Origin of the sequence: Chryseomicrobium aureum (assembly GCF_043182735.1) — a bacterium.
Lineage (GTDB): Bacteria > Bacillota > Bacilli > Bacillales_A > Planococcaceae > Chryseomicrobium > Chryseomicrobium aureum.
The window spans coordinates 538,638-563,918 of sequence record NZ_CP171117.1 but is presented as its reverse complement, the minus strand read 5'-3'; the positions used below and the strand labels follow the sequence as shown (position 1 = coordinate 563,918).

Here is a 25,281-nt window from a genome sequence, read left to right as displayed (position 1 = left end):
GGGCGATTCGATGTCTATTGTAAGAGATTCGCTAATTGTGACGAGAGTTTCACCACTTCTTTTCTCACTTTTGGCAATTGCTGATATTATGGAAACTAATTCGCATCAATCAAATGAAACTTTCCTGCCACCAAGACGTAAAAGAAAAGAAACGGACAAAGGTGGTATGTTAAATGTGGTGGATTGTAGCGATTGTGGCGATTGGTGTTGGGGCTGGCTTAATTGACAGTTGGATGAAAAACAAACGAAAATTAGAAGAGTTGAAACTCGGGCATTTGAAAGAAGAATTGGAACTTGAGAAGTTACGCAATGAAAACTTTATTTTAGAAACAGAAAAACTGCGTCTTGAGCTTGAACATAAGCGAGAAGCTCTGACCTATACAAAAGACCCAATTCTGAAAGAACTAGAAAAGGAGAAGGCTTAGGCCCTCTCCTTTTTTAATATAATTTCCCTTGCTTATACAGGACTTCAGATAACCTTCCGACTGCATGAATGAATGCATTCTGACGCAGCGCATATGGGTCCGCGTAATATTGAGGAAGTATTGTTTCCATCGTCTCGCCCATTTTTTCATACAATCTTTTGAATACTTCTTCCTCCGTGTAAAATTGTGTTTCACGGCCTTGAAGCCACTCTAAGTATGAGACAATAACTCCTCCAGCGTTAGCTAGAATATCTGGGATAATGATAACACCATTTTTGGCAAGCTGCTCATCTGCTTCTTGTGTCACTGGAGCATTCGCACCTTCTACAATAATTTTAGCTTTGATGTCGCTCCAGTTGTCTTGATGAATCTGGTCTTCAAGCGCTGCTAAAATCAATACGTCCATTTCCATAGTTAAAATGGCTTCACGCGATTCAATCGTTGCTTCTACATTAATCTCTTTTAATTGGTCCTCAGAAACCGGTAAGTCTCCTTTATTCTTCATCGTGAATTCAACAAGCGCTGGAATGTTTAAACCATCGCGATTCACGAGTGTGACGTTTCGGTCGGAAACCGCAATGACTTTGTTTTGAAGTTTTTGATCACGATAGGCTTCTAATGCGGTCACAGAACCCACATTTCCAAATCCTTGAACTGCAACACTTAACGGGCGTCCAAAATGATCAAGCGTTGTTTTAGCAAAGCGATTTTCAGACTTCTCTAAATTCGTACGGTTCTTCTCCACATAATCATGAAGAAGGTAGCGCATCGTGAAATAGACCCCTTTGCCTGTCGCTTCTCTTCGGCCTAGGGAACCTCCGTTAATGACACTCTTTCCAGTAAAACTGCCCAAATAAGGCTGTCCATGATTGATTTTCTTATACTCTGCCATCATCCAGTCCATTTCACGCTCTCCAGAACCTACGTCCGGGGCCGGAATATCTTTGTCCGGACCGATAATGTCGTTAAAGTTCCGAACATATTTGACGCACAATGTATGGAGTTCCTTTTCAGAAAGTGACCGTGGATCGATTATGATTCCACCTTTTCCCCCACCGTAGGGAACGTTATGTAGGGCGTTCTTTAGCGTCATTAAAAATGAAAGGTTTTCTACTTCGTGTTCGTTTACCGATTCATGAAAACGAATTCCACCTTTATACGGCCCTAATGCATTGTTGTGTTGAATACGAAATGCTGGAATTCGCACGATTTCTCCGTTTGCTAGCGGCATACGAATATACGCTTTATGGATCTGATTCGGTGTCGAAAGAATGGCTTCCATAGATTTGAAGGCTTTATCACGACTTTCGCCTTGGCACACAGGAAGGAATTCCTTACGCTCAAGTAGTGCTTTTAATGTTTCTTTTACAATCGGATGGGAGACTTCACTCATCCGAATCACCTCCTAAAATTAATTATCTTACTAAAAAAAGTATACCCCTCCGTTTGTAGGATAAAACGGAAGGGTAAGAACTAGTTATTTTGTTTCCGGTGCATCCTCTTCCCAACACTCTGTATTAGTTAAACCACCGATATTTTTCGCATAGAATTGTGGATCCACTCCACGCTTTCGTTGCCCGATGTAATCTTCAAGTACTTGCCCTGCTAATTTTCCTAATAAGATAATGACCACGATATTAATAACTGCCATCATCCCCATAAATAGATCTGCCATATTCCAGACGAGCTGGACTTTTGCAAGAGCACCGAACATGACCATAGCTAGTACTAGTACACGATACCCTTGCAGCCATCCGCGATGAGCATTGATTAATTCAATGTTTGTTTCCCCGTAGTAATAGTTCCCCATGATTGAACTGAAGGCGAAGAAGATAATCGCAATCGCAACGAAATACGGAGCCCAACTCCCCACGTGATCTGCCAATGAATTTTGCGTCAAAATGATTCCGTCGTCTGTAGCTGTTTTATAGAAGTCTGATAATAAAATGATAAAGGCTGTAGCTGTACAGATGATGATGGTATCAAAGAATACCCCTAAGCTTTGCACGAGTCCTTGCTTCGCTGGGTGAGATACGTTCGCTGTTGCTGCTGCATTTGGAACAGACCCCATACCTGCCTCATTCGAGAACAAGCCTCGTCGAACACCCTGCATGATGGCTGCACCAACACCGCCTCCTACCGCTTCTTGTAGACCAAATGCATGACTAAAGATGAGTGCGAAAAATGCAGGAATTTCAGATAGATTCGTGACTACCACAAATAGTGCAATTGCAATATACAACAGGGCCATCACTGGAACGATGACTTGTGTAACTTTGACGATGCGATGAACTCCACCGAAAATAATGATGGCTGTTAAAACCACTAATGTTAAGCCAATCGCCCATGTTGGTACGTTAAACACATCACTTACAGACACTGCGATTGTGTTGGACTGCACCGAGTTAAAAATAAAACCAAAGCTCAGAGTCAATAGAACACTAAAGATTACTGCAAGCTTTCGCTGTCCTAACGCTTTTTCCATGTAGTACGCTGGGCCGCCACGAAACTCATCCCCGTCACGCACTTTGTATACTTGCGCAAGTGTACTTTCCACGAATGCAGTGGCCATCCCGATAATTGCGATGAGCCACATCCAAAATACTGCACCAGGGCCACCGATACCGATTGCGAGGGCAACCCCGGTAATGTTCCCTGTCCCCACGCGTGATGCGGTACTGATTGTAAAAGCTTGGAATGCTGACACACCTGTATCTGTTTCTTTCTTTTCCGTGATGACACGGAACATTTCGCCGAACATGCGGAACTGAACAAATTTAGTACGGATAGAAAAATAAAGACCGGCACCAATCAAAAGGGCAATTAATATGTACGTCCATAAATAATTATTTGCCCAGTCCACAATAGAATTTAACCATTCCATAAGCTTTCCTCCTCACATATCTAAATTTCCTTATCTATATACCCCGAAAGTCTCAGATGGCAAACAAAAAAACCTGTGAAATCACAGGTTTTTGGCTTATACGTCACATACGTCTCCATCACATGTAGCACCTTGTCCACCAATGGTTTGAAGAGTGGGTTTTATCCCTTCTTCTTCAGCGACTTTTTGTAGCGCCTCTTTGAAAACTTCGATAGGTTGTGCACCAGAGATTGCGTATTTATTGTTGAGAACAAAAAAGGGTACTCCACGGACTCCAATTTGAGATGCTTCCGTTTGATCAATTTGAACTTCCGGGAAGAACTTGTTGCTCTCTAAAACTTCTAAAGCGCCTTCACGGTCAAGTCCAGTGGCTACTGCTAAGTCTGCCAGAACGTCTACATCATTGATGTTTTTTGCTTCAATGAAATAGGCGTTCAGCAATTCTTCACCCAGTTCATTTCCTTTGCCTTGCGTATCTGCCCATTTTACAAGACGATGCGCACGTGCCGTATTGGCAGGCTTTGCATCTTCCATGTTGTAATGCAGATTTTCAGTCTTCGCTTGCTCAACAACATTTGCAGACATCGCTTTTGCCTGCTCAATGGATGTCCCATATTTGCGGGCAAGTGATTCATAGACGGATTCTGTCACCACTTCCGGCGTACTCGCATCCAACTGATAACTTTTCAGTTGAATCGTTGCTTGCTGTGCAAATCCTGTTTCTTGTAATGCGCGTTCCATACGTCGTTTTCCAATATAACAAAAAGGACAAACGTAGTCTGACCAGATTGCGATTTCCATACAATCACCTCTCTGTCAGCATAGTTTGTCCTCATGAAAAAATCAACGAATTGAGCTTAGTTTGAAAGTGCTTCTGTCAAAGCAGGAACCACTTGTTTTTTACGTGAAACGACGCCTTTTAAAACTGCTGTATGGTTTGTAAATACAACATTGAATGCGTCTTCTGCTTTGTTTGCCATTTTGCCTAGAGCTAGTGCCACTGAATCGTTGTTCAAGATATCAGTTACAACGAAGAAATAAAGATCCAATTCCTTTTCAGAGATGCGTTCATGAATCGCTGCTTCAATCTCTGATTGACGACCCAATACGTCTTGTGGATCCACAACATTGACTTGCGCGATTTCAACTTTGTAATCGCCCATGCCGAACTCTTTCGCATCTAGCGTCAACAAATCCTCGATTGTTTTCGATGATACATCTGCTCCAGCCTTCAACATATCTAATCCGTACTCTTCCGCACTCACACCCGCCAACTGCTCGAGCTCACGCGCTGCTTTTACATCTTGCTCTGTGCATGTTGGAGATTTGAATAGTAAAGAATCCGAGATGATAGCAGAAAGCATAAGACCTGCGATTTCCTTCGGCACTTCCACTCCATGCTCTTTGAAAAGCTTCAACAGAATCGTCGCTGTACATCCTACTGGCTCTGCACGATAGTAAACCGGATCTGCTGTTTCAAAATTTGCGATGCGGTGGTGGTCGATTACTTCTAAAATGTGTGCCTCTTCGATTCCATCTGCGCTCTGCTGGAATTCGTTGTGGTCAACTAAGATAACTGGTTGACCTTTTTCAACGGATGTTACAAGGCGTGGTGCTTCTACTCCAAAGAAACCTAAAGCGTATGCAGTCTCCCCTGCAACGTCTCCTAAACGGACTGCTTCAGCACTGTGACCGATTTGATTTTTCAAGTATGCGTAGACGATAGCTGACGTGATTGTATCAGTATCGGGATTTTTATGACCAAATACAAATGTGTTCGACATGAAAAATGCCTCCTTCAAATTTTATGCTTCTTCAGTTTAGCATATTTTTTCCCAAATCGACATGTGGGATATGCCGCGTTTCCTTTGAAATTTCATGGTATACTGTTACTTATTTTGTAGTGTGAAATCAAGGGGGATACCATGGCACGGACAACTGAAGCAAAGTACCTACCACTGCATGACTTTTTTAAAAAGACCGACCAAAAGACTGTGAAATTAACATTCGACCAAATGGAAGCAATTCTCGGTCAACCCCTCCCCAATGCTGCCTACTTGAGCAGGAGTTGGTGGAAGAAAACGAAGCCACCAGCGCAACATTTTCTTGCCTGGACAGAGAATGGCTATGGGGTCAGTGAAATTGAGTTGAATCAATATGTTGTATTTCAAAATTCTATACATGAACATGATACTTCAAAAGAACGTGAAAAGCAGGACATCTTAATTGTTCGTGAAGCAGAGACGGAAGATGCGCGCGCATTTATTCAATTGCAGGAAACTATTTACTCCGAGACAGACTTCATGCTATACGGGAAGTCGGAACAGAAACAATCGGTCCAGGGAATACGCAAACGCCTAGAGGAGTGGAAAGAATCCCGCAACTCCAATCTATTTCTTGCCATTATGAACGGGGAATATGCCGGTTACCTTGTTGTAATCGGAGGCCCTTCTCCTCGCGCGTCCCATCGCGCTTCTATTGTGATTGGGGTAAAACAGCAATTCTCTAATAAAGGCATTGCCTCTACCTTGATGTACCACGGAGAGAACTGGGCAAAAGACGTCGGGATCGAAAAGCTCGAGCTGACAGTGATCAAAGAAAATGTCATTGCACAAAAACTTTACAACAAACTCGGGTTTGAACTTGAAGGAACGCGTAAAAATGCACTACGCATTCACGGGCATTATGTAGATGAGTTTTACATGGGGAAAATGATTGATTGACACGCATAACGCCACCTTACTTAGGTGGCGTTTTTGGTGCTCTGTATTTCGAGACAAATGGATTATCGGTCTCCCAAAAGCGGTACGGATAGTGAACAGCTTCCCCGCTATTGTCGATTCCGATACGGGGACCGGTAGAAATTCCACTTACTTCTTTTCCTTCCGCAATATAGAGAGGAGGTTCATACCAGAGCTCTCCGTAATGCGCCATCGTAATACCGAGTGCTTTCGTCAACTTCCCAGGCCCATTCGTCCACTGCTTTTTAGGAAGTTGATTTCGGTTCGCCTGCATTACCGTTTGTCCTTCTACTGGTTCAACAGCACGAATCAAAATTGCATGCGGCTCATCGACGTCTTCTGCCACCACATTGATCAGAGTATGCGTATGCATCTGATATGTGTAGATGTGTCCGGGCTCACGGAACATGACTTCTGTGCGCTTTGTCTTCCTGCCCCCAAAACTATGAGCAGCTTGATCGAGCGGTCCCATGTAGGCCTCTGTCTCGACGATGTAACCAGAAAGTCTTCCTTCCGGTGTATCATGTACAAGAAGCTTTCCAATCAGTGCCCTAGCGAGCTCTAGTGTCGGTAGTTCGTAAAACTCTTTCGGAACAATGCGCATTTACAAAATCAACCCAAGCTTTTTCGCTTCGAACCGTAATTCTTCACGGAAGTCTGGATGCGCAATCGCAATCAGTTGTTCAGCACGCTCTGATAATGGACGTCCAAACATCTCGGCAACACCATACTCTGTCACAATGTGGTCCACATCGTTTTTATTCGTTGTCACGACAGATCCCGGAGAGAGTGCTACTTTAATACGCGACATTTCTCCGTTCTTGATTGTTGAGGACATAGTGATAAATCCTTTACCGTTCTTCGAAAAACGTACGCCTCGCGCAAAATCTGCTTGACCCCCTGTAGAGGAATAGTAACGCCCTGCTACCGTTTCACTTGCGCACTGGCCAAATAAATCGACTTCTGTCGTCGCATTGATGGAAATCATATTCTCTTCTTTTCCGATTTCACGCGGATCATTTACCGTACTGACTGGTAAGAACTGTAACGCTGGGTTGCCGTTCAGGAAATCATACAAGCGTTGAGACCCGTGTGCAAATGTCGCTATCATCTTTCCTTGGTTCGTGAACTTCCGCGTTCCATCCACTGCACCAGCCTCAACTAGATCGATGATGCCGTCTACGAACATTTCTGTGTGAATCCCTAAGTGACGATGTGTCTTCAACTGACTGACGACCGCGTTCGGTATTCCGCCTATCCCAATTTGCAACGTATCGCCATCTTGAATACGCTCTGCTACGTATGATGCAATATTCATGTCCATGTCAGACACTGGCGCAGGTTCGTCCGCAACTAACGGTTGATGATTGACGACGTACCCTTCTATTTGGCTGATATGAATTTGGTTCTGTCCAAACGTTCGTGGCATATGCTCATTTACTTCCACAATAAATGGCACTTTTCCAATGAACTCACTGACGATATCGGCTTGCGTCCCAAGCGAGAAGTAGCCGTACTCGTCCATTGGCGATACCACGGCCATGACCATCATAGTGCGGCTGACCTTACGAAGGATTTTCGTCACTTCGTGGAAGTTGTTCGGCATCAAATCAGCAGTCCCTTGGTGGAACTCTTTGCGATTCGCTCCACTTAAAAAGTAGCTGATATGCTTCAAGTGGTCTGCACTCTCATTTGCCATATACGAACGGTTCCGAAGCGGTAGCAATTGATGGATCCGAACTTCTGACAGACGGTCTTGATGCGCCTCCAGGTAATCTAGTAGTTTATTTGGTTCTCCATTTGTAAGTGGGAACACGATATCGGCTTGAGCAGGAATCAGTCCAATTACTTGTTCTGCTGTCAATTCTTTCGTCATAAATCCACGTCCTTCAGTGTAAGTGTATAGATTCAGTGTAAACGAAATGGGAGTGAAAAAAAAGAAGCCACCGCGAGTGCGATGGCTAGAGTGTATCTTGAAGCTCTTGTTGTTTCGTTTCTGTCCCAAGGAAAGCGACGGCAAGAACACCGACGACGATGGCTGCACAGAAAATCCCAAAGATAATGCCGATGCTGTAACTTGCTGCTACCATCGTTCCGACTAGGAGCGGACCAAGAATTCCGCCGATCCGGCCAACTCCAGCGGCCATACCAGCACCTGTTGCCCGAATGACAGTTGGGTATTGTTCCGGAGAATAAGCGTACAATGCTCCCCAAGCCCCTAGGTTAAAGAATGACAGAAGCATTCCTGAAATCATGAGCATCGTAAGTGTCTCCGCAGATCCAAATACTGCTGCACTTGCTGCAGTCCCGAGTAAATACGTGATCAATACAAATTTACGTCCCACACGTTCAATCAACCAAGCTGCCGAGAAGTAACCAGGTAACTGAGCGAGCGTCATGATGAGTACATATTCAAATGTCTTAATCAAGCTAAATCCTTTGATGACCATAACTGATGGCAACCATAAGAACATGCCGTAATAGGAAAAGACAACTGTGAACCATAAAATCCATAACATGAGGGTCCGTCTTCTATAAGTCGGTGTCCATAATTCTTTGATATTCTGAACGACTGTCCGTTTCACATTTTCTACTTTCTTGTAGCGTGGTGAGTCTGGTAGTTTTAAGCGCAAGTAAATGGCGTAAAATGCCGGTAATGCAGTGAGTGCGAGTGCCCAGCGCCATCCGTAGTCTGGAATCACGAAGTACGCAATCAATGCGGCAAGAATCCAGCCTACTGCCCAGAAGCTCTCAAGAAGCACGACTACTTTTCCGCGTTCTTCAGCAGGGACAGATTCAGATACTAAAGTCGAAGCTACAGGTAACTCTCCACCTAACCCCATTCCTACAAAGAATCGTAAAATCATAAATATCGCAAGCCCTCCAGCTAAAGCGGAAGCTCCAGACGCAAGACTGAACATGAGAAGCGTAATCATGAATACATTTTTGCGACCGATCTTATCCGCAATCAAACCAAAGAATACTGCTCCAACCGCCATTCCAATCGAGTTGACACTGCCGATCCACCCCATCTGTTCTGGAGACAAACTCCATTCGATAGCAAGAGCCGCAATGATAAAGGACAAAATTCCGACGTCCATCGCATCAAACATCCACCCGAATCCAGCGATAGCGAGCAATTTATTTCGAGAAAGAGGCTTTTTTGTTGTTGATTTCATTTCCCTAACTCCTGTCTTTACACATGTCGTGTTTGAGTATACGCCTAAATTGCGGGAAATACAACGAAAAAAATCAGGTTGAATTTCAAGTGATTGTGCTGTAAAATGTCCTTTATTAAAAGACATTTGTTTTTATCAAAAGAACAGAAAGGCGGAATGAGAAATGGCTTGGTCCGGATTATTGCAACAGTATAAAGAGTATTTACCTATTACAGAGGACACTCCACTTCTCACGCTACTTGAAGGAAACACACCTTTACTACATGCAGAGAACTTATCAAAAGAGCTTGGTATTGATCTTCATTTGAAGCTTGAAGGAGCAAACCCGACCGGCTCATTCAAAGACCGTGGCATGGTTATGGCTGTCGCAAAAGCCAAAGAACAAGGAAGTACAGCCGTCATCTGTGCATCTACGGGGAATACATCTGCTGCAGCTGCAGCTTATGCAGCACGCGCTGGTATGAAAGCAATCATCGTCATCCCTGAAGGTAAAGTGGCTGCTGGAAAGCTTGCACAGGCGTACATGTACGGTGCGGAAGTCATTCAAATTGAAGGAAATTTTGACCGTGCACTTGAGATGGTACGTGCCATCAGTGAGACATCTCCTGTAACGCTCGTGAACTCGGTAAACCCTTATCGCATCGAAGGACAAAAAACAGCGAGCTTTGAAATTGTCGATGCTCTAGGTAAAGCACCAGACGTCCTTGTCATTCCAGTCGGTAATGCCGGGAATATCACAGCGTACTGGAAAGGATTCTTGGAATATAACGAGCGCCATAACTCAGGTCTTCCCAAAATCTTTGGATTTGAAGCAGAAGGCGCCGCTGCCATTGTCAAAGGGCATCCAATCGAATTTCCAGAAACAGTGGCTACGGCCATTCGCATTGGAAATCCGGCTTCGTGGCAAACAGCTGTCGATGCACGCGACCAATCTGGCGGAGCCATCGAATCAGTAACTGATGATGAACTACTCGCTGCCTATCAGCTCCTTGCATCTAGAGAAGGCGTTTTTGTTGAACCCGCTTCGAGCGCTTCTGTTGCTGGTGTGATTCGAGCAGTTCAACAAGGACAAATTGCTCCAGGGACTACAGTCGTCGCTGTGTTGACTGGGAACGGTTTAAAAGATCCACAAACAGCGATGGACTGCAAAGTGATTCGTCCCCGTCAACTCGATTCGACAGCACCAGCTCTTCAACACTATCTGGAGGAGGTGTTATCCCCATGACAGTAGTGCTCAAAATCCCGGCAAGCACGGCGAATGTAGGACCGGGTTTTGATTCTGTTGGAGTTGCTTTACCCTTCTATTTAACTGTTGAAGCATCTCTTCATGAATCTTGGGAAATCCATCATGAAGGTCCTCACCTTCCAGCGGTCGAGGATGTGCAGACTCATCTAATTATGCAGACAGCAAAAGAACTTGCGCGACTTCACGGAAAAGTACTCCGACCACTTCTCCTTCATGTCACTAGTGAAATCCCTCTTGCACGAGGGCTTGGAAGTAGTGCAGCCGCTATAGTAGCTGCTTGCTTACTAGCCAATCACTTTGCCGAATTGGCATTGGAAAAGGACGCGCTTTTGGAGTTTGCTTCTTCGTGCGAAGGACATCCAGATAATGTCGCCGCAGCTCTTTACGGAGGGTGTATCGTGAGTTATCAATCTTCTGACCAAGTACTATATTCACGTTTTGAACTACCTTCTTTCCAGTGGCTAGTAGCGATTCCGCCTACAGAACTAAAAACAGAGAAAGCGCGACAAGTGTTACCAACAAGCTACACGCGTGAACAAGCCGTCGCTAGCAGTGCGGCTGCCAATATGTTAGTCGCTGGACTTGCAACAGGTAATGCGGAATTGGTTGGAAAAATGATGGGGAGCGATCAGTTCCATGAACCTTACCGAATGTCGCTGATTCCTTCTTCTCAGGAGTATAAATCCATTGTGAATGGCTTAGGCGCTTATGGAACCGCGATTAGTGGAGCAGGTCCGACTTTGATTTCAGTGATTCCTCCATCGTTCGATGTCACGTCTATTCAGAAGAAGTTTCCGCATTTCACACTTCATAAGGTATCCACTGCTTTGCGTGGTGCAGAGCTTGTGACACAAAAAATCAGCATGTTCTCCTGAGTAGCTCTTGAGAACATGCTGGTTTTGTTTTAACTCTGTTAATCTATTCTATTCGAAGTGTTAGATGAGATTTTGGTAGAGTGTATAACCTAACTAAATTTAGAAAAACTAGCAATTTCAATCGACAAGAGGAGGTAGTGAGTTCCTGGGGAATCAGAGTATGGCGAAGACCCCGCAGTGGAGGCGAGAAGTGCAAGCTTCTCGTATGCCAAGAGGAGGCTTCGGTATGCTCCCCCTGGAACTCGCTGCCGTATCGCCAGAGATTGATTACAATTTCTGACCAGTCGGCTTCACATCTAAAACCTAAACAGAAAACAATACCAAACTAGCCGCCATAACCATCATCCCCGCAACAACTCCGTAAATCGACGAATGTGTCTCATCAAACTCTTTCGCAGCAGGTAATAGCTGATCAAGTGAAATAAATACCATGATTCCCGCCACCCCAGCGAAGACAATTCCGAACATTAAGTCCGATAAAAATGGCATTAAAATTAAGAATGCGACGACCGCACCCACAGGCTCGGCAAGACCTGATAAAAATGACAGCTTGAACGCACGTCGGCGACTCCCTGTTGCATAATAAATCGGGACAGCTACCGCAATCCCTTCCGGTATATTGTGAATCGCGACCGCAATCGCAATTGCGATTCCGAGATTCGGGTCAGCAAGTGCCGACATAAATGTAGCAATACCCTCTGGGAAATTGTGAATCCCAATAGCCAGTGCAGTGAACATCCCCATTTTCATAAGGCGCGCATGTTCTGCTGCAGTTGGCCCTTTATCCATCGCCTCAACAGATTTTACTTCGTGCGGGTTTCCTAATGAAGGTAGCAAACGGTCAATCAACCCGATAAATAGCATCCCACCGAAAAATCCGACAAGTGTCATCCAGTAACCATTTGTAGCCCCAAGCTCCGCCACTAGCGCGTCTTTTGCTTTGAAGAAAATTTCGACAAGTGCTACAAAAATCATAACGCCTGCTGAAAATCCTAATGCCATTGATAAAAACTTTTTGTTCGTTCGTGAAGTAAATAATGCGATTAAACTTCCTATCCCGGTTGCTAGACCGGCCAAAACTGTTAAACCAAGTGCAAAGAGAACATTCCCATCCATAAAAATCATCCTACTTTATCTAGTTTTTTTCTAGTATATGCGAAATGTTTCCTTTGTGCAACTTTTTTTAACGCACGAAATTTAATCGCCACTATTTCTCAAATACTGATCAATTTGATTCCATACACTTTCCAATTCCGGACGAATTTTTGGGTTGTAGAAAACAGCGGCAGGATGGTAGGTCGGCATGATTGTGTAACTCTCTTGTGTCCATTCAAACTCATTTGATTCTAATGAGTGTAAACGCCGCACTGGATGATGAATCAGTTGCCCTTTCCATTCATTCACTTTATAGGAAGGTCCGAGTAATCGTTGTAAACCTACATTGCCTAGTGTAACGATAAGACGAGGGTCCAGCTGTAGGATTTCATAATCTAGAACAGGGGCATGTGCGAGAATCTCAAGCTTAGTAGGAGGACGATTGTACTTTTTTTGAATATGTTCACCAGTCGGCAGTTTCTTTTCTCTCCATTTATAAGGTCGGCTCCTTACGGGGCTCGTCATATAGACATCTTCTCTAGACAATCCAATTTGTTCAAGAGACTTATCAAGCTCTTTCCCCGCACGTCCCACAAACGGTTTCCCTTCGATTGCTTCGTATTCACCAGGAGCTTCTCCTATTAAGAGAAGTGTTGGCGATTCGGGTCCACCCCCTCTAACAAATCCTTCTACAGGGAAACCTTCTATACGCTTCTTCGCGAGTTCCACTAATGACTCTGGAATTTGAAAATGCATCTTAGTGCCTCCGTTTTTTGAATTGACGTTCTCTCCGTTCGTACCACCACATGACAACTGCAAACCAAAAATAACCGAATGCCCACCCCGCAACAACATCTGATCCAAAATGATGGATGTTCGCTACACGAGATAAACCAATAAGAATCGTAAGAAGGGTAGCTGCTGACCAAATGATTGTTTGTTTTTTGCGGTCATACATATATTCAGTCAGGAAGTACGCAATCGTAAATAAATAAATCAACCCAATCATTGAATGACCGGATGGAAAACTAAAAGACAAAAGTTGCCCTTCAAGCTCCGGTCGTTCTCGCTCTATCAAGGTTTTGAGCAGTCGATTCATCACGCTTCCACCACCAACAGCTAGAAGGACAAACATCATGCCTCGAAAATTTTGCTTGAAAAACCATAAATAGACCACCAGTACAATTGAAACGATCAATACGACGGGTGGGTCTGCAACGACACTAAAGATTCCGATAAGCCTATTTCCTTCAAAGTTCGTCTGAAAGAATTGATCTGTCCATAATTGGTCTTTTTCTATATAAAAGTAAAGCAAAACAAAGAATAGAATCAAGGCAGGTAGAGCGAGTATGTATTTCCATTGCTTCATTGTAAATCCCCCTTATTCTTTTCTATTATCATACCCTCTCATTTAGTCTCATTAAACGCAAAAGCCCCTATGCTCAGGCTGAGCATAGGGGACTTGATTAGTTTTGTTTATAATAGAGTCCGTGTTGACTTTCAAGTAAATAGTCTGGTTTCGGATTCCCTTCTTTTAGTTTAGCTTTATGGCCAGCAATATGTTCAGGGCTCTTCTCCCAATTTTTCCAAGCCTCTTCACTTTCCCATTTGATTAAAATCATGACTTCTTCATCGCCACGCCGAACCTTTTTGACTAATACATCTTTAGCTAGAAAACCTGGCATGTCCTCAATTTTCCCACGTTTCGTGAAACGCTCAACTACTTCTGAACTTGTGCCTTCTTTGACAGTCAACTGACGCACTTGATAGAACATTTTTACATCCCCTTCTTCATGTCAGCAATCATCGTACGCATAGACTCTAAGCCGCCGCCTGCCAAATACCAAGCCGACGGGTCTACATAGATGATGTTGCCATTTTGATACGCATTCGTTTTCTGTACAAGCTCATTTTCAAAGTCAGCATTGCCTGCATCTCCTGAAGCGATTGCTTGGCTACGATCTAAAACAAATAAGATGTCTGGGTTTGTTTCTGCGATATACTCATACGACACCCCTTGGCCATGTGTGGAAACTTCTAAATTTTCATCTGCCGCCTCGTACCCAAAGACGTCATGGACGATTCCAAAACGCGACCCAGGTCCATATGCGCTCACTTTTCCTTCATTAATTAAGACAAACAAAGCTTTTCCTTCCACCGCTTCAACTTCAGACACAATTGTATCAATTTCCGCTTTTACCGCTTCTAGTTCTGCTGCCATCTCTTGCTCTTTTCCGAACATCTCACCTAATAGAGTCATGTTCGTTTCAAATGAAGTCATGTATTCTCTCGCATCTAATCCCATATATACAGTTGGAGCAATTTCCGTGAATTCCGGATACAACTCTGCTTGACGCCCTGAAATAATGATTAGATCCGGTTGCATAGCATGAATCGTTTCAAAGTCTGGCTCTTTTAATGACCCCACATTCGAATACTCATCGCCAGCGTACTGTTCTAAATAAGGAGGAATGGCTGCTTGCGGAACTCCTGCAACTTTCACTCCAAGTGTATCTAGTGCATCTAAAACACCAAAGTCAAATACAACAACATTCTCAGGTTGTTTCTCTAAAATCGTTTCACCTAATTCATGTGTAATTGTCATGGGGAAGTTTCCTGTTTCTTCAGTTGTGGCAGACGTTTCTGTTGCCTCTGCTTCGTTTGCTCCATCTTCCGTTTCTCCACAAGCTGCTAAAACACTAAGTAAAAGTACTGCCAGTAATGCTAATATCCATTTTTTCATGATTGTTCTCTCCTTTAGTTTGAATTGAAATACACACAGATCCGGCAGTTGTTCATTTGCTGAATCGGAATGTCCATATCATAAATCTCTTTTAACGCGGCAGATTCGATAATGTCCTCGGTTTTGCCTTCTCGAACAACTGCTCCTTCTTTCATTGCAACGATGTAATCTGAGTAGACAGAGGCGAAGTTAATATCATGCAATACGATTACGACCGTCTTGCCTAAATCATCTACCAATTGACGTAGTATTTTCATTATTTGAACCGAATGTTTCATATCTAAGTTGTTCAATGGCTCATCAAGTAAGACATATTCTGTATCTTGTGCGATGACCATGGCGATGAATGCACGTTGCCGTTGCCCACCTGAAAGTTCGTCTAAATAGTCTTGCTGCAAGTCTTCTAATCCCATGTAGGAAATTGCCTGATCAACAAATTGTTCATCCTCTTGCGTCAATCGACCTTTCGAGTAAGGAAATCGGCCGAATCCAACTAGTTCACGGACCGTCAATCTCACATTCATATAATTGGATTGCTTCAAGATTGAAACTTTCTTCGCAAAATCATTGGATTTCATTTTTCGCGCTGACGTTGCCTCAACAACCACTTCCCCAGAATCGGCATCAATCAATTTACTCACCATCGAAAGTAGAGTGGATTTTCCCGCCCCATTTGGCCCAATGAAAGACGTGATTTTTCCTTTTTGAATGGTGGTCGATACTTCTTTGACCACATGTTTTTTGCCGTAAAATTTCGTCAGGCCTTTTACTTGGATCATTTCGATCGACTCTCCTTTAGAAGTAAATAAATAAAGTAAATACCACCAATAAAGTTGATGATGACACTTAGCGTTGTAGAGAAGCCAAATACCCTTTCCACTATAAACTGACCGCCTATAAGTGCGACAAAACTCATCAAAATAGCAGACGTTATGATTACGTTATGTTTATACGACTTCATAAACTGATACGAGAGATTTGCTACAATCAGGCCAAAAAATGTGATTGGACCAACAAGGGCTGTTGAAATAGCGATCAACACGGCGGACACGATTAACATCTTGCGAACGATTTTATCGTACGGTACACCAAGGTTGACTGCCGTATCTCGCCCTAAACTCACGACATCGAGGTAATTGTGGGAACGTGCACTCCAAAGAATTAGAATGCCTGTTAGAATCAGTGCGACCCAGACGAGATCAGTTCCCACATTGTTAAAACTCGCAAACATACGGTCTTGGATGCGTAAAAATTCATTGGGGTCGATGAGCACTTGCATAAATGTAGAAATGCTCGAGAAAAATGTACCGATCACGATTCCGACTAAAAGTAAAAAGTAAATCGGTTGATTGCCTTTTTTGAATAAAACTTGATAGAGCAGTAACGCGAAAACAATCATTACAGCTGTCGACAAGAAAAAGTTTACTTGTTTGTTGACGAGTGCAATATGGGTGCTACCAAGCATGAAAATTAATACGGTCTGTAGCAACTGATAAAGCGAGTCCAACCCCATAATGCTTGGTGTCAAAATCTTGTTGTGGGTGATGGTCTGGAAAACGACTGTTGCGTAAGCAATTGCTGCACCTGTAATAAGCATTGCTAGCACTTTGATTGCACGCCTTGGAAGCGCATAATCAAAGCTTCCGTTTAAATCGTAGAGCAGATAGAGTCCTATAAACAGAACACTCAAAGTAGCCATAACCAGTAGTTTCGTTTGATTACGCATGTTTTCTCCCCCTCCATAGCAGATAGAGGAAGATACCGCTTCCTAGTACACCGACCATCAAACTGATCGAAATCTCATAGGGATAAATGATGACGCGTCCTAAAATATCTGCGAACAACAGAAAACTCGCACCTAGTAAGGCTGTAAGAGGTAAAGTCTTCCGCAAATGATCCCCGTTAAACAGGGAAACGATATTCGGAATAATAAGTCCTAAGAACGGAATCATCCCGACCGTTAAAACCACAGTTGCTGTAATCAGTGCAACAAGGACAAGTCCTAGGTTCACTACTCGTTTATAAGACAAGCCTAAGTTTTTGGAGAAGTCCTCCCCCATCCCGGCAACCGTGAACTTATTGGCATACAAATACGCGAGGATGAGGACAGGAATGCTTATGTATAAAAGTTCATATCTCCCTTTCATCATGAGAGAGAAATCTCCCTGAAGCCATGCCGACATATTTTGAATGACATCTGCCCGATAGGCAAAAAAAGTCGTGACAGACGATAGGATATTGCCGAACATCATCCCGATGAGTGGAATGAAAATCGCGTCTTTGAACTTGATTCGGTCGAGGATTTGCATAAATAAAAATGTACCTGCTAGCGCAAATAGAAATGCGACCAGCATTTTCTCAACCATTGAAGCGTTCGCAAACAACAGCATCGATACAAGAATTCCTAGGCGCGTAGCATCGAGTGTCCCTGCTGTAGTTGGTGATACAAATTTATTGCGACTCAACTGCTGCATAATCAATCCCGCAATACTCATCCCAGCACCTGCTAGTAAAATGGCAACGAGTCGCGGAACTCGACTGATCAAGAAGATTTGTGTCTCTTCGGATTGAATATCCAGTAAATCGACTGGGGTGACTCTACTCACGCCAATGAACAGCGAAAGAATCGCTAATCCAAAGGTCAGGAGTACCATGTAACGTAATTTCAACATGCGACTTCTCCATCTTCATTCTCATTTGCACCTTTTGATAATCATTATCAATGATACGTCACTAGTATAGCATTAAAGTAAATCAAGAAGTCAAGATAAAAATGAAAATCATTCTCATTTAATTTTTTATCGACATTTCAAGTTGTTTCGCTATACTAAATAGTAGACCTTGAAAGGAGACTCCCATGCTACGTAAATTTTTCAGTTATTACCGGCCCCATCGCCGTCTATTTATCATCGATTTTTCCAGTGCAATTATCGTGGCAATCCTTGAACTCGCTTTTCCTGTAGCGGTGCAGTATTTTATCGATGACCTGCTTCCAAGTGGCAATTGGGACGTAATTGTCCAGACTGGAATTCTGTTACTACTCGTCTATATGCTGAGTACATTTTTGCAATACATCGTAAACTATTTAGGCCATAAATTAGGGATCAACATCGAAACTGATATGCGCCGTGAGTTGTTCAATCATGTGCAAAAACAATCGTTTCGTTTCTTTGATAACACAAAGACGGGCCATATCATGAGTCGCATCACAAATGACCTGTTTGATATCGGGGAGCTTGCTCACCACGGCCCAGAAGACATTTTTATTGCGGTCATGACATTGATAGGTGCGTTCTTCTTGATGTTCAACATCAATCCAGAACTTGCTGTCATTGCAATCGTCATGGTTCCCTTCTTATCGATTGTTGCTACATACGGAAATATTCAGATGAACAAAGCATGGAAGCGCATGTACGGAAAAATCGCAGACGTGAATGCGCGCGTTGAAGACAGCGTCTCTGGTGTTCGTGTTGTCCAATCGTTTACAAATGAACAATTCGAGATGGACCGTTTTCAGCAAGACAACAACCAGTTCCGACTAGCAAAACTTCGTGCTTACAAAGTTATGGCCCAAACGCACTCAAGTATCTTCATGATGACACGCTTGGTTACTTTGGTTGTATTAGTTGTAGGTGCTTGGTTCACACTATCGGACCAGATAACGTACGGGGAATTCGTCAGTTTTGTATTGTTTGTCAACGTTTTAATTAAGCCTGTAGATAAAATCACAGCGCTTCTTGAACTGTATCCAAAAGGGATGGCTGGATTTAAACGTTTCACTGAATTGATTGATCAAGATCCAGAAGTTCAAAACCTGCCGCACGCAAAACCCGCTCCTCTGTTAAAAGGGGATATCCAGTTCAACGATGTATCGTTCGGCTATGATTCTCATAAAAAAGTTTTAGAGTCCATCAACTTATCGATTCCTGCTGGACAAACCGTTGCTTTTGTAGGCCCATCAGGAGCTGGAAAAACGACGATTTGTTCCCTGATTCCACGTTTTTATGATGTGAATGAAGGAGAAATCTCAATTGACGGAATTCCAATTCAAGATATGACGACCGAATCGCTTCGCCATCAGATTGGCATTGTGCAACAAGATGTATTCTTGTTTACTGGAACAATCCGTGAAAACATTGCCTATGGAAATTTAGCTGCAAGTGATGAAGAGGTTATGGAAGCGGCGAAAAAAGCCCATTTGGAAGAGTTTGTTGCAGGTTTGCCAGATGGTTATGAAACACAGATTGGTGAGCGAGGATTGAAGTTATCAGGTGGACAAAAACAACGTCTTGCGATTGCGCGGATGTTCTTGAAAAACCCACCAATTTTGATCTTGGATGAAGCGACTTCTGCACTTGATACAGCCACAGAGCAGATTATCCAAGCTGCTTTAACAGAGCTTGCAGAAAACCGGACGACGCTCATTATTGCACACCGTCTCGCAACAATTCGTGACGCTGATCGCGTTGTCGTCGTAACTGAGAATGGCATCGAGGAGCAAGGAACGTATGATGAATTAGTTGCCCAAGGTGGCGTATTTGCGACGCTTCATAATAGTCAGTTCCGTGAAAGTAAGTTAGGGATTACGAAAGAATAGTCTACAAAAGCGTGCGATATAGCACAGCAAAAAGGAGTTTCTCAGGATTTTGAGAAACTCCTTTTCAATTGTTTCAGGTGTGTAGGGGAAGCGTTCCGCGGGCGCGGGCTGAGCCAAGGTCTCAGCTTCCGCTTTTTATCCCGCTGGAGTCACCCCTACCCACTCTAAAGGTTTGGAAATTTATAGCTTTCTGTATAAAAACAGCTTACTCTTCATCTCTTTTGGTTAGGCTTGCATAAAACTTTCGAGGCGTGCTGCATCTTTTGCAGACAATTCTACGGTCATTAATGTGCCGTGTTCATCGTATTCCGTGTCGAGCACATTGCTGTGTGTATTCAAGTAATCGACAATTTCACCTTGATCAAACGGAATCAATAACGTCATTGTCGTGTAATCTTGGAACACGCGCGACTTAATTTGCTCAATCAGTTCAGAAATGCCCGCTCCTTCTTTTGCAGCAATCCAGAGCTGGTCATCTTTGTAGACCGGATACTCTCTTTCAGCACGGTCACTTTTATTAAATACGTAAAGTGTTGGGACAGCTTCTACGCCAATCTTATCAAGTGTTTCATTCGTAATATCCATCATATAGCGATACTCCGAGTTTGAAACATCTACCACATGCAGCAACAAATCTGCTTCTCTTGCTTCTTCTAATGTTGAACGGAATGCCTTGACTAAATGCGTCGGCAACTTACTGACAAATCCAACAGTATCTGTTAGCAGGAATTGCTTTTGGTCTTCTAGCTTCACTTGACGAACGGAAGTTTCGAGTGTCGCAAACAACATGTCTTGTTCAAACACTTGCTTTTCATCTTTCCCCGCCTGTTGCATGATTTGATTCATAATCGTTGATTTCCCTGCATTTGTATACCCAACTAGCGAAACAACCGGTAGGCCTTCTTTTTGACGTCGCTTGCGTTGCGTGTCACGTTGACTTTTCACTGTTTCGAGTTCACGTTTAATACGAGAAATTTGCTGTTCGATTTTTCGGCGATCCAGCTCAAGTTTCGTTTCACCGGCTCCACGGTTTTTAAAGCCCCCACCTGTGCCTCCACCTTGTCGAGAGAGTGATGCGCGTAATCCGACCAAGCGCGGCAACATGTACTGAAGTTGCGCCAGTTCCACTTGGAGTTTTGCTTCACGTGTTTTTGCACGACGCGAGAATATTGCCAGGATCAACATTGTTCGGTCCATCACTTCACACTCAAGCGCTGCTTCTAAGTTGCGAATTTGAGAAGGTGATAATTCATCATTGAAAATGACCAGGTCCGCGTCTGTTGCTTCAAATAGCATCTTGATTTCTTCTACTTTACCTGTTCCCACATAGGTTCCTGCGTTGATGCGCTCAAGATTTTGAGTGACTTCTCCAGCCTTTTCAATATCTATTGCTGAAGCTAAATTTTCGAGTTCTTCCATTTCATACTCAAAGTGAAGGTCTTTTTGACGTTCGACTCCGACCAAAATGGCACGTTCTTGTAGTTGTTCCATACTAGACCCTCCTATGGCAAGAGCGTATACTGACCGCCCTCTATCTCTATCGTATTGTCCTTGCCTGTGCCGGTAATGTCAACTCCGACGAGACGGTGAGGACCCTTAGTCTCAATGAATTCGATTGTTGTGTTCTCCAAGTGCAATTTGTTTTCATCACTCTGCACCCCAAGTAAGTGTGCCCATTTTTTTGCAGTTTCAATCGGGTGGGATGTCCCCATAACAAGTCGTTTCACTTTTAACTCCTCAACATTCGGTGGCAACTGTTTGAGCGCTTCCAAATCCGCGTATTTATCTTGTTGCGACTGTTCCCATTCAATAAAAAACGGCAAGGGTAATTCGTTTGATGGCTCTTCTTTCACAAAAAGCATCTTCCAGCGTAGTACGGTCCCGTCTGGAGTTGTTCGAGAGGCATCGAGTACGTCAGTTGTTGCAACGCCCATGTCAGCAAAGCGCCTGTGAACCTCTTCAATGGAATCGGGACGTAAGCAGATAGTACCAAGCCCTGGTCCACTCTCTCTGTCATACAGGAAAAGCTTCGTTAATGGATGGTCTGCTTCTTTCGCAACAGAATGGTCGACTAAACTCAACCATTCAATGTAGCTTGACGCTAAAAATGCCAATGTATTCGCAGTGCCCCATTGTGTATGAACACCACCTAAAACGCCATAAATCCCTGCATAATTCGATGTTTCAACAAGTTCTTCGGGTGTTCCTGATACAAAATGAACGATATGATCTAGTTGCATAGTAGTCTCCTGTCTAACGCTGTCTATTTCCCGGGAAATAACGACTTACTTTGTCACCTTTTGTTGGCCGAGTTCACGCAGCATGTATTTTTGTATTTTACCAGAAGCAGTCATCGGATACCCTTCTGTAAACTCGATATAGCGCGGGATTTTGTGATGGGCAATAGCTCCTTTCGCAAATTCCCGAATTTCATCTTCAGTGACCGAATGACCCTCTTTTAAAATAATCCAAGCCATCAGTTCTTCCCCATACTTCGCATCGGGAATTCCGACAACTTGTACATCTTGAATACTAGGATGTTGATAGAAAAACTCTTCAATTTCTTTTGGATAGATGTTTTCTCCACCACGAATGACCATATCTTTAATACGACCTGTAATATCGATATAGCCGTCTTCATCCATCACCGCGATATCCCCGGTATGTAGCCATCCGTGATGGTCGATAGCACGTTTTGTGGCTTCCTCATTTTTGTAGTAGCCCTTCATAACGAGATACCCGCGCGTACAAAGTTCTCCTGGAACTCCTGCCGGTGATTCTTCCCCTGTCACAGGGTCAATGATTTTCACTTCTACACCAGGATGCGCGCGACCAACAGAACTTACACGTTTTTCAATCGCATCGTCCGTCTTTGTCTGTGTAATAACAGGTGAAGATTCCGTTTGACCATATGCAATCGTAATTTCGCTGGCTCCCATATCGTGAATCACTTTTTTCATGACTTCCATCGGGCAGATTGAACCTGCCATGATACCTGTACGAAGGGAAGACAAGTCAAACGAAGCAAACTCTGGCTCGTTCAATTCTGCAATAAACATTGTGGGAACCCCATAAAGACCTGTACATTTTTCGTCTTGGACTGCTTGCAGGACTTTTTTCGGATGGAATTGTTCCAAAATGACCATGGTTGTGCCATGAATCACGCTTGATAACGTCCCCATCACGCAACCAAAGCAATGGAAGAACGGGACCGGAATACAAAGACGATCTTTCTCAGTTAGGTGAATGTAGTCCCCTACCAGTTGAGCATTGTTCACAATATTGCGATGAGTGAGCATGACTCCTTTTGGAAAGCCTGTAGTTCCAGAAGTATACTGCATATTGATGACGTCTTCATTTGATAAAGAACTAAATCGTTCTTCGAGTTGCTCTTTTGTCACTTGGTCCGCAAGTCCTTCTAGTTCTGACCATGTCATCATCCCCTGACGTTGTTCATCTGAAAACGTGATGATGCGGGAAAGATGTGGAACTTGCTCACGCGCTACCTTGTGAACGATATCGATATACGATGTCCCTTTGAATTCATCTGCCAACAGTAACGTAGTGCTATCGGATTGCTTCAGCAAATACTCAAGCTCTCGCTTTTGATAACTCGTGTTCACGGTGACTAACACTGCCCCCATCTTCGCTGTTGCAAACTGTGTGAGCAACCATTCGCGCTTGTTATCCGCCCAAATAGCCACATGTTCCCCTTTTTGAATGCCAAGCGCCATAAACGCGCGTGCTAATCGGTCCGTCTCTTCATCAAACTCTTTATAAGTCTTACGGATTCCATGTTCAGGATAGACATACGCTTCCTGTTCTGGATATTTTGAAGCTGTTTTTCGTAAAACTTCCCCAATCGTCAATTCATTTAACAAAACAATCACCCCTTTGTCGTGTTGTCTCTTCCATATTATCACAAAATTCTGACGGAATTCCTGTTGAGTTTGGAGTGTGCTATGATGGACTGTAGAAAATGCATGAACGGAGGTGTTCGCAGTGGAACTTCAAGAGTTAGTAGACGAAATCGTCACACGAATGCGCGGACAACAATTACGAAGTGGTGTCATCAGTCAGCCACGTTTAAAAACTGAAACTGCTGGCAAAATCAAACTAAAACCTGTGGAAATCAAAGGCGTGTATCATATCCAGTTCGAATCGCATTTTGATCAGACACTGCGTCATAAAAACTATCCTTTAGAGGAAGTGGAAGAAGCTGTTGCTGCTTGCTTAGAGCAATACCGCCAACTTCAACTCGTATGGGCTGGTGAGACAGTTCACATCCAGCTCTCCAAAAAGAAAAAGGTAAGCATCAAGCGCACGGCGAATGACGAACAGGCCCCTACTGTACTTTCACATAACCGGAAGAAAAACTATGTATTAGATCCCGATACGATTCATCCGTTTCTGGTACATCTTGGTGTGCAAGCAAAAGATGGGAAAATCAAAAATCAAAAGCATGATAAGTTCAAGCAAATCAACCGGTTCGTCGAGTTCGTTGAAGACTCGCTTGCGTACCTACCAACGGACCGACCACTCAAAATACTTGATTTTGGTTCGGGGAAATCGTATTTGACGTTTGCCTTGTATCATTATTTACGAGAAATGAAAGGCTATGAAGTAGAGATTACAGGCCTCGATTTGAAGAAAGATGTGATTGCTCATTGTGAAAAACTTGCACGTGAACTGAACTATGACGGACTCCACTTCAAAGTTGGAGATATTGCCGATTACAATGATGCCCAACAAGTCGATATGGTCGTTACACTACATGCGTGCGATGTAGCAACAGACTTAGCACTGGGTCGCGCTGTAAAGTGGGGAGCTCGCGTCATTTTAAGCGTGCCTTGTTGCCAACATGAACTGTTTACACAACTCGAATCGCCTGCTCTATCTGTGATGACGCGTCACGGATTAATTAAAGAACGATTTGCCTCCCTCGCTACGGATTCAATTCGTGCGCAAGTGCTTGATTTAGTCGGTTATGATACGCAGCTGGTCGAGTTTGTGAATTTAGAAAATACACCAAAAAACATTTTACTACGCGCTTATTATACAGGGGCTACACCAAAGCCTGAGATGATTGTGGAAACGAAAGCATTTCTAGAATTTTTACAGGCAAAGCCGTATTTAGTGCGCGAACTGGATGATCAGTTGAAGGGAGTTCTAACGTGAGAGAGAACCAATACACGCTCCGCAAATTAATCAATGGGGCGATTTTAATTCCTGCTGTGTTTTTATCTTTACTCTTGAGTGCTTATTTTGATTTGTCTGTGATTGTGACAATTGGGTTGGCGATTGGGTTGACGGCGACGTTTGTTGTGATTGTGAACAAATGGCCAGCGCTTGATCGTCCGATTTCGAAGACTGCTTATACGGTTTGGAACGTGTTGATTATTTTTACGTTTGTTATCGTCTATTACTCGGTGCGGAGTTCTATGTAAGTTTTAGATGTGGAGAACGCCACTCTAGAAACTCCGAGGAAATCAGACG

At 43.5% G+C, this 25,281-nt stretch carries 25 protein-coding genes; 7 read left to right on the top strand and 18 right to left on the bottom strand.

The annotated features are described in order from the left end of the window. Positions 1-173 precede the first annotated feature (173 nt). Positions 174-425, top strand: a complete 252-nt coding sequence (locus ACF3OH_RS03120; protein WP_204590608.1) for a hypothetical protein — start codon at positions 174-176, stop codon at positions 423-425. 13 nt (positions 426-438) lie between these two features. On the opposite strand, the gene ACF3OH_RS03115 is transcribed toward ACF3OH_RS03120, so the two are convergent. From ACF3OH_RS03115 to ACF3OH_RS03100, 4 genes are all read right to left on the bottom strand, one after another. Further along, entirely contained in the window at positions 439-1,818 is a 1,380-nt protein-coding gene (locus tag ACF3OH_RS03115) for a Glu/Leu/Phe/Val dehydrogenase (protein WP_204590607.1), read from the bottom strand. A gap of 84 nt (positions 1,819-1,902) precedes the next feature. After that, positions 1,903-3,309 carry an alanine/glycine:cation symporter family protein gene (locus ACF3OH_RS03110; protein WP_392455779.1) on the bottom strand — a complete coding sequence of 469 codons (1,407 nt, stop codon included), beginning with the start codon at positions 3,307-3,309 and terminating at the stop codon, positions 1,903-1,905. Between the two features lie 96 nt (positions 3,310-3,405). Beyond that, positions 3,406-4,110 carry a DsbA family protein gene (locus ACF3OH_RS03105; protein WP_204590605.1) on the bottom strand — a complete coding sequence of 235 codons (705 nt, stop codon included), beginning with the start codon at positions 4,108-4,110 and terminating at the stop codon, positions 3,406-3,408. Positions 4,111-4,166: 56 nt separating this feature from the next. Further along, a complete protein-coding gene (locus ACF3OH_RS03100) occupies positions 4,167-5,093 on the bottom strand; it encodes a manganese-dependent inorganic pyrophosphatase (protein ID WP_204590604.1) in 927 nt (308 codons plus the stop codon). A gap of 141 nt (positions 5,094-5,234) precedes the next feature. Here ACF3OH_RS03100 and ACF3OH_RS03095 point away from each other — a divergent pair, with 141 nt between their 5' ends. Next, a complete protein-coding gene (locus ACF3OH_RS03095; protein WP_392455778.1) occupies positions 5,235-6,032 on the top strand; it encodes a GNAT family N-acetyltransferase in 798 nt (265 codons plus the stop codon). A 16-nt stretch (positions 6,033-6,048) separates the two neighbouring features. On the opposite strand, the gene ACF3OH_RS03090 is transcribed toward ACF3OH_RS03095, so the two are convergent. From ACF3OH_RS03090 to ACF3OH_RS03080, 3 genes are all read right to left on the bottom strand, one after another. Continuing rightward, on the bottom strand, positions 6,049-6,654 hold the full coding sequence (locus tag ACF3OH_RS03090; RefSeq protein ID WP_392455776.1) for a DNA-3-methyladenine glycosylase: 606 nt from the start codon (positions 6,652-6,654) through the stop codon (positions 6,049-6,051). Then, a complete protein-coding gene (locus ACF3OH_RS03085; protein ID WP_392455775.1) occupies positions 6,655-7,926 on the bottom strand; it encodes an acetyl-CoA hydrolase/transferase family protein in 1,272 nt (423 codons plus the stop codon). 85 nt (positions 7,927-8,011) lie between these two features. Continuing rightward, entirely contained in the window at positions 8,012-9,229 is a 1,218-nt protein-coding gene (locus tag ACF3OH_RS03080; RefSeq protein WP_392455774.1) for an MFS transporter, read from the bottom strand. Positions 9,230-9,392: 163 nt separating this feature from the next. Here ACF3OH_RS03080 and thrC point away from each other — a divergent pair, with 163 nt between their 5' ends. Then, positions 9,393-10,454 carry a threonine synthase gene (gene thrC / locus ACF3OH_RS03075; RefSeq protein WP_392455773.1) on the top strand — a complete coding sequence of 354 codons (1,062 nt, stop codon included), beginning with the start codon at positions 9,393-9,395 and terminating at the stop codon, positions 10,452-10,454. Then, positions 10,451-11,350 carry a homoserine kinase gene (gene thrB, locus ACF3OH_RS03070; RefSeq protein WP_392455771.1) on the top strand — a complete coding sequence of 300 codons (900 nt, stop codon included), beginning with the start codon at positions 10,451-10,453 and terminating at the stop codon, positions 11,348-11,350. Before thrC ends, thrB begins: the two co-directional genes overlap by 4 nt. Positions 11,351-11,653: 303 nt before the next feature. Here the strand turns inward: thrB and zupT are convergent, their stop codons facing one another. The 8 genes from zupT to ACF3OH_RS03030 all read right to left on the bottom strand — a co-directional run bounded on the left by zupT (position 11,654) and on the right by ACF3OH_RS03030 (position 17,860). Next, a complete protein-coding gene (gene zupT / locus ACF3OH_RS03065; RefSeq protein WP_392455770.1) occupies positions 11,654-12,466 on the bottom strand; it encodes a zinc transporter ZupT in 813 nt (270 codons plus the stop codon). Positions 12,467-12,547: 81 nt separating this feature from the next. Then, a complete protein-coding gene (locus ACF3OH_RS03060) occupies positions 12,548-13,201 on the bottom strand; it encodes a uracil-DNA glycosylase (RefSeq protein ID WP_392455769.1) in 654 nt (217 codons plus the stop codon). Between the two features lies 1 nt (position 13,202). Further along, positions 13,203-13,814 carry a phosphatase PAP2 family protein gene (locus ACF3OH_RS03055; RefSeq protein ID WP_204590595.1) on the bottom strand — a complete coding sequence of 204 codons (612 nt, stop codon included), beginning with the start codon at positions 13,812-13,814 and terminating at the stop codon, positions 13,203-13,205. A 97-nt stretch (positions 13,815-13,911) separates the two neighbouring features. Further along, the gene (locus tag ACF3OH_RS03050; RefSeq protein WP_204590594.1) at positions 13,912-14,220 is read right to left on the bottom strand and encodes an antibiotic biosynthesis monooxygenase; all 309 of its coding nucleotides are present in this window, start codon (positions 14,218-14,220) and stop codon (positions 13,912-13,914) included. 2 nt (positions 14,221-14,222) lie between these two features. Then, the gene (locus tag ACF3OH_RS03045) at positions 14,223-15,188 is read right to left on the bottom strand and encodes a siderophore ABC transporter substrate-binding protein (RefSeq protein ID WP_392455767.1); all 966 of its coding nucleotides are present in this window, start codon (positions 15,186-15,188) and stop codon (positions 14,223-14,225) included. A gap of 14 nt (positions 15,189-15,202) precedes the next feature. Beyond that, complete coding sequence (locus ACF3OH_RS03040; protein ID WP_392455765.1) at positions 15,203-15,967, bottom strand: ABC transporter ATP-binding protein; 765 nt, start codon at positions 15,965-15,967, stop codon at positions 15,203-15,205. Continuing rightward, positions 15,964-16,914, bottom strand: coding sequence for an iron chelate uptake ABC transporter family permease subunit (locus ACF3OH_RS03035; protein ID WP_392455763.1), 951 nt, complete (start codon positions 16,912-16,914; stop codon positions 15,964-15,966). The genes ACF3OH_RS03040 and ACF3OH_RS03035 overlap by 4 nt, the downstream gene beginning before the upstream one ends. Continuing rightward, positions 16,907-17,860, bottom strand: a complete 954-nt coding sequence (locus ACF3OH_RS03030; RefSeq protein WP_392455761.1) for an ABC transporter permease — start codon at positions 17,858-17,860, stop codon at positions 16,907-16,909. The genes ACF3OH_RS03035 and ACF3OH_RS03030 overlap by 8 nt, the downstream gene beginning before the upstream one ends. Before the next feature lie 185 nt (positions 17,861-18,045). Here ACF3OH_RS03030 and ACF3OH_RS03025 point away from each other — a divergent pair, with 185 nt between their 5' ends. Then, positions 18,046-19,785: an ABC transporter ATP-binding protein gene (locus tag ACF3OH_RS03025; protein ID WP_204590590.1), complete on the top strand. Its 1,740-nt coding sequence runs from the start codon at positions 18,046-18,048 to the stop codon at positions 19,783-19,785. A gap of 225 nt (positions 19,786-20,010) precedes the next feature. Here ACF3OH_RS03025 and hflX read toward each other — a convergent pair whose 3' ends face one another. Genes hflX through ACF3OH_RS03010 form a run of 3 tightly spaced genes read right to left on the bottom strand, consistent with a single transcriptional unit; the run spans position 20,011 to position 23,666 of the window. After that, on the bottom strand, positions 20,011-21,276 hold the full coding sequence (hflX, locus tag ACF3OH_RS03020) for a GTPase HflX (RefSeq protein WP_392455760.1): 1,266 nt from the start codon (positions 21,274-21,276) through the stop codon (positions 20,011-20,013). An 11-nt stretch (positions 21,277-21,287) separates the two neighbouring features. Continuing rightward, positions 21,288-22,025, bottom strand: a complete 738-nt coding sequence (locus ACF3OH_RS03015) for a VOC family protein (protein WP_392455759.1) — start codon at positions 22,023-22,025, stop codon at positions 21,288-21,290. Between the two features lie 45 nt (positions 22,026-22,070). Continuing rightward, positions 22,071-23,666 carry an AMP-binding protein gene (locus ACF3OH_RS03010; protein ID WP_392455757.1) on the bottom strand — a complete coding sequence of 532 codons (1,596 nt, stop codon included), beginning with the start codon at positions 23,664-23,666 and terminating at the stop codon, positions 22,071-22,073. A gap of 121 nt (positions 23,667-23,787) precedes the next feature. On the opposite strand from ACF3OH_RS03010, the gene ACF3OH_RS03005 reads away from it, so the two are divergent. Then, positions 23,788-24,963 (top strand): class I SAM-dependent methyltransferase, encoded by a 1,176-nt coding sequence (locus tag ACF3OH_RS03005; protein WP_392455756.1) that lies wholly within the window; start codon positions 23,788-23,790, stop codon positions 24,961-24,963. Further along, on the top strand, positions 24,960-25,232 hold the full coding sequence (locus ACF3OH_RS03000) for a hypothetical protein (RefSeq protein ID WP_204592014.1): 273 nt from the start codon (positions 24,960-24,962) through the stop codon (positions 25,230-25,232). Before ACF3OH_RS03005 ends, ACF3OH_RS03000 begins: the two co-directional genes overlap by 4 nt. Positions 25,233-25,281 lie beyond the last annotated feature (49 nt).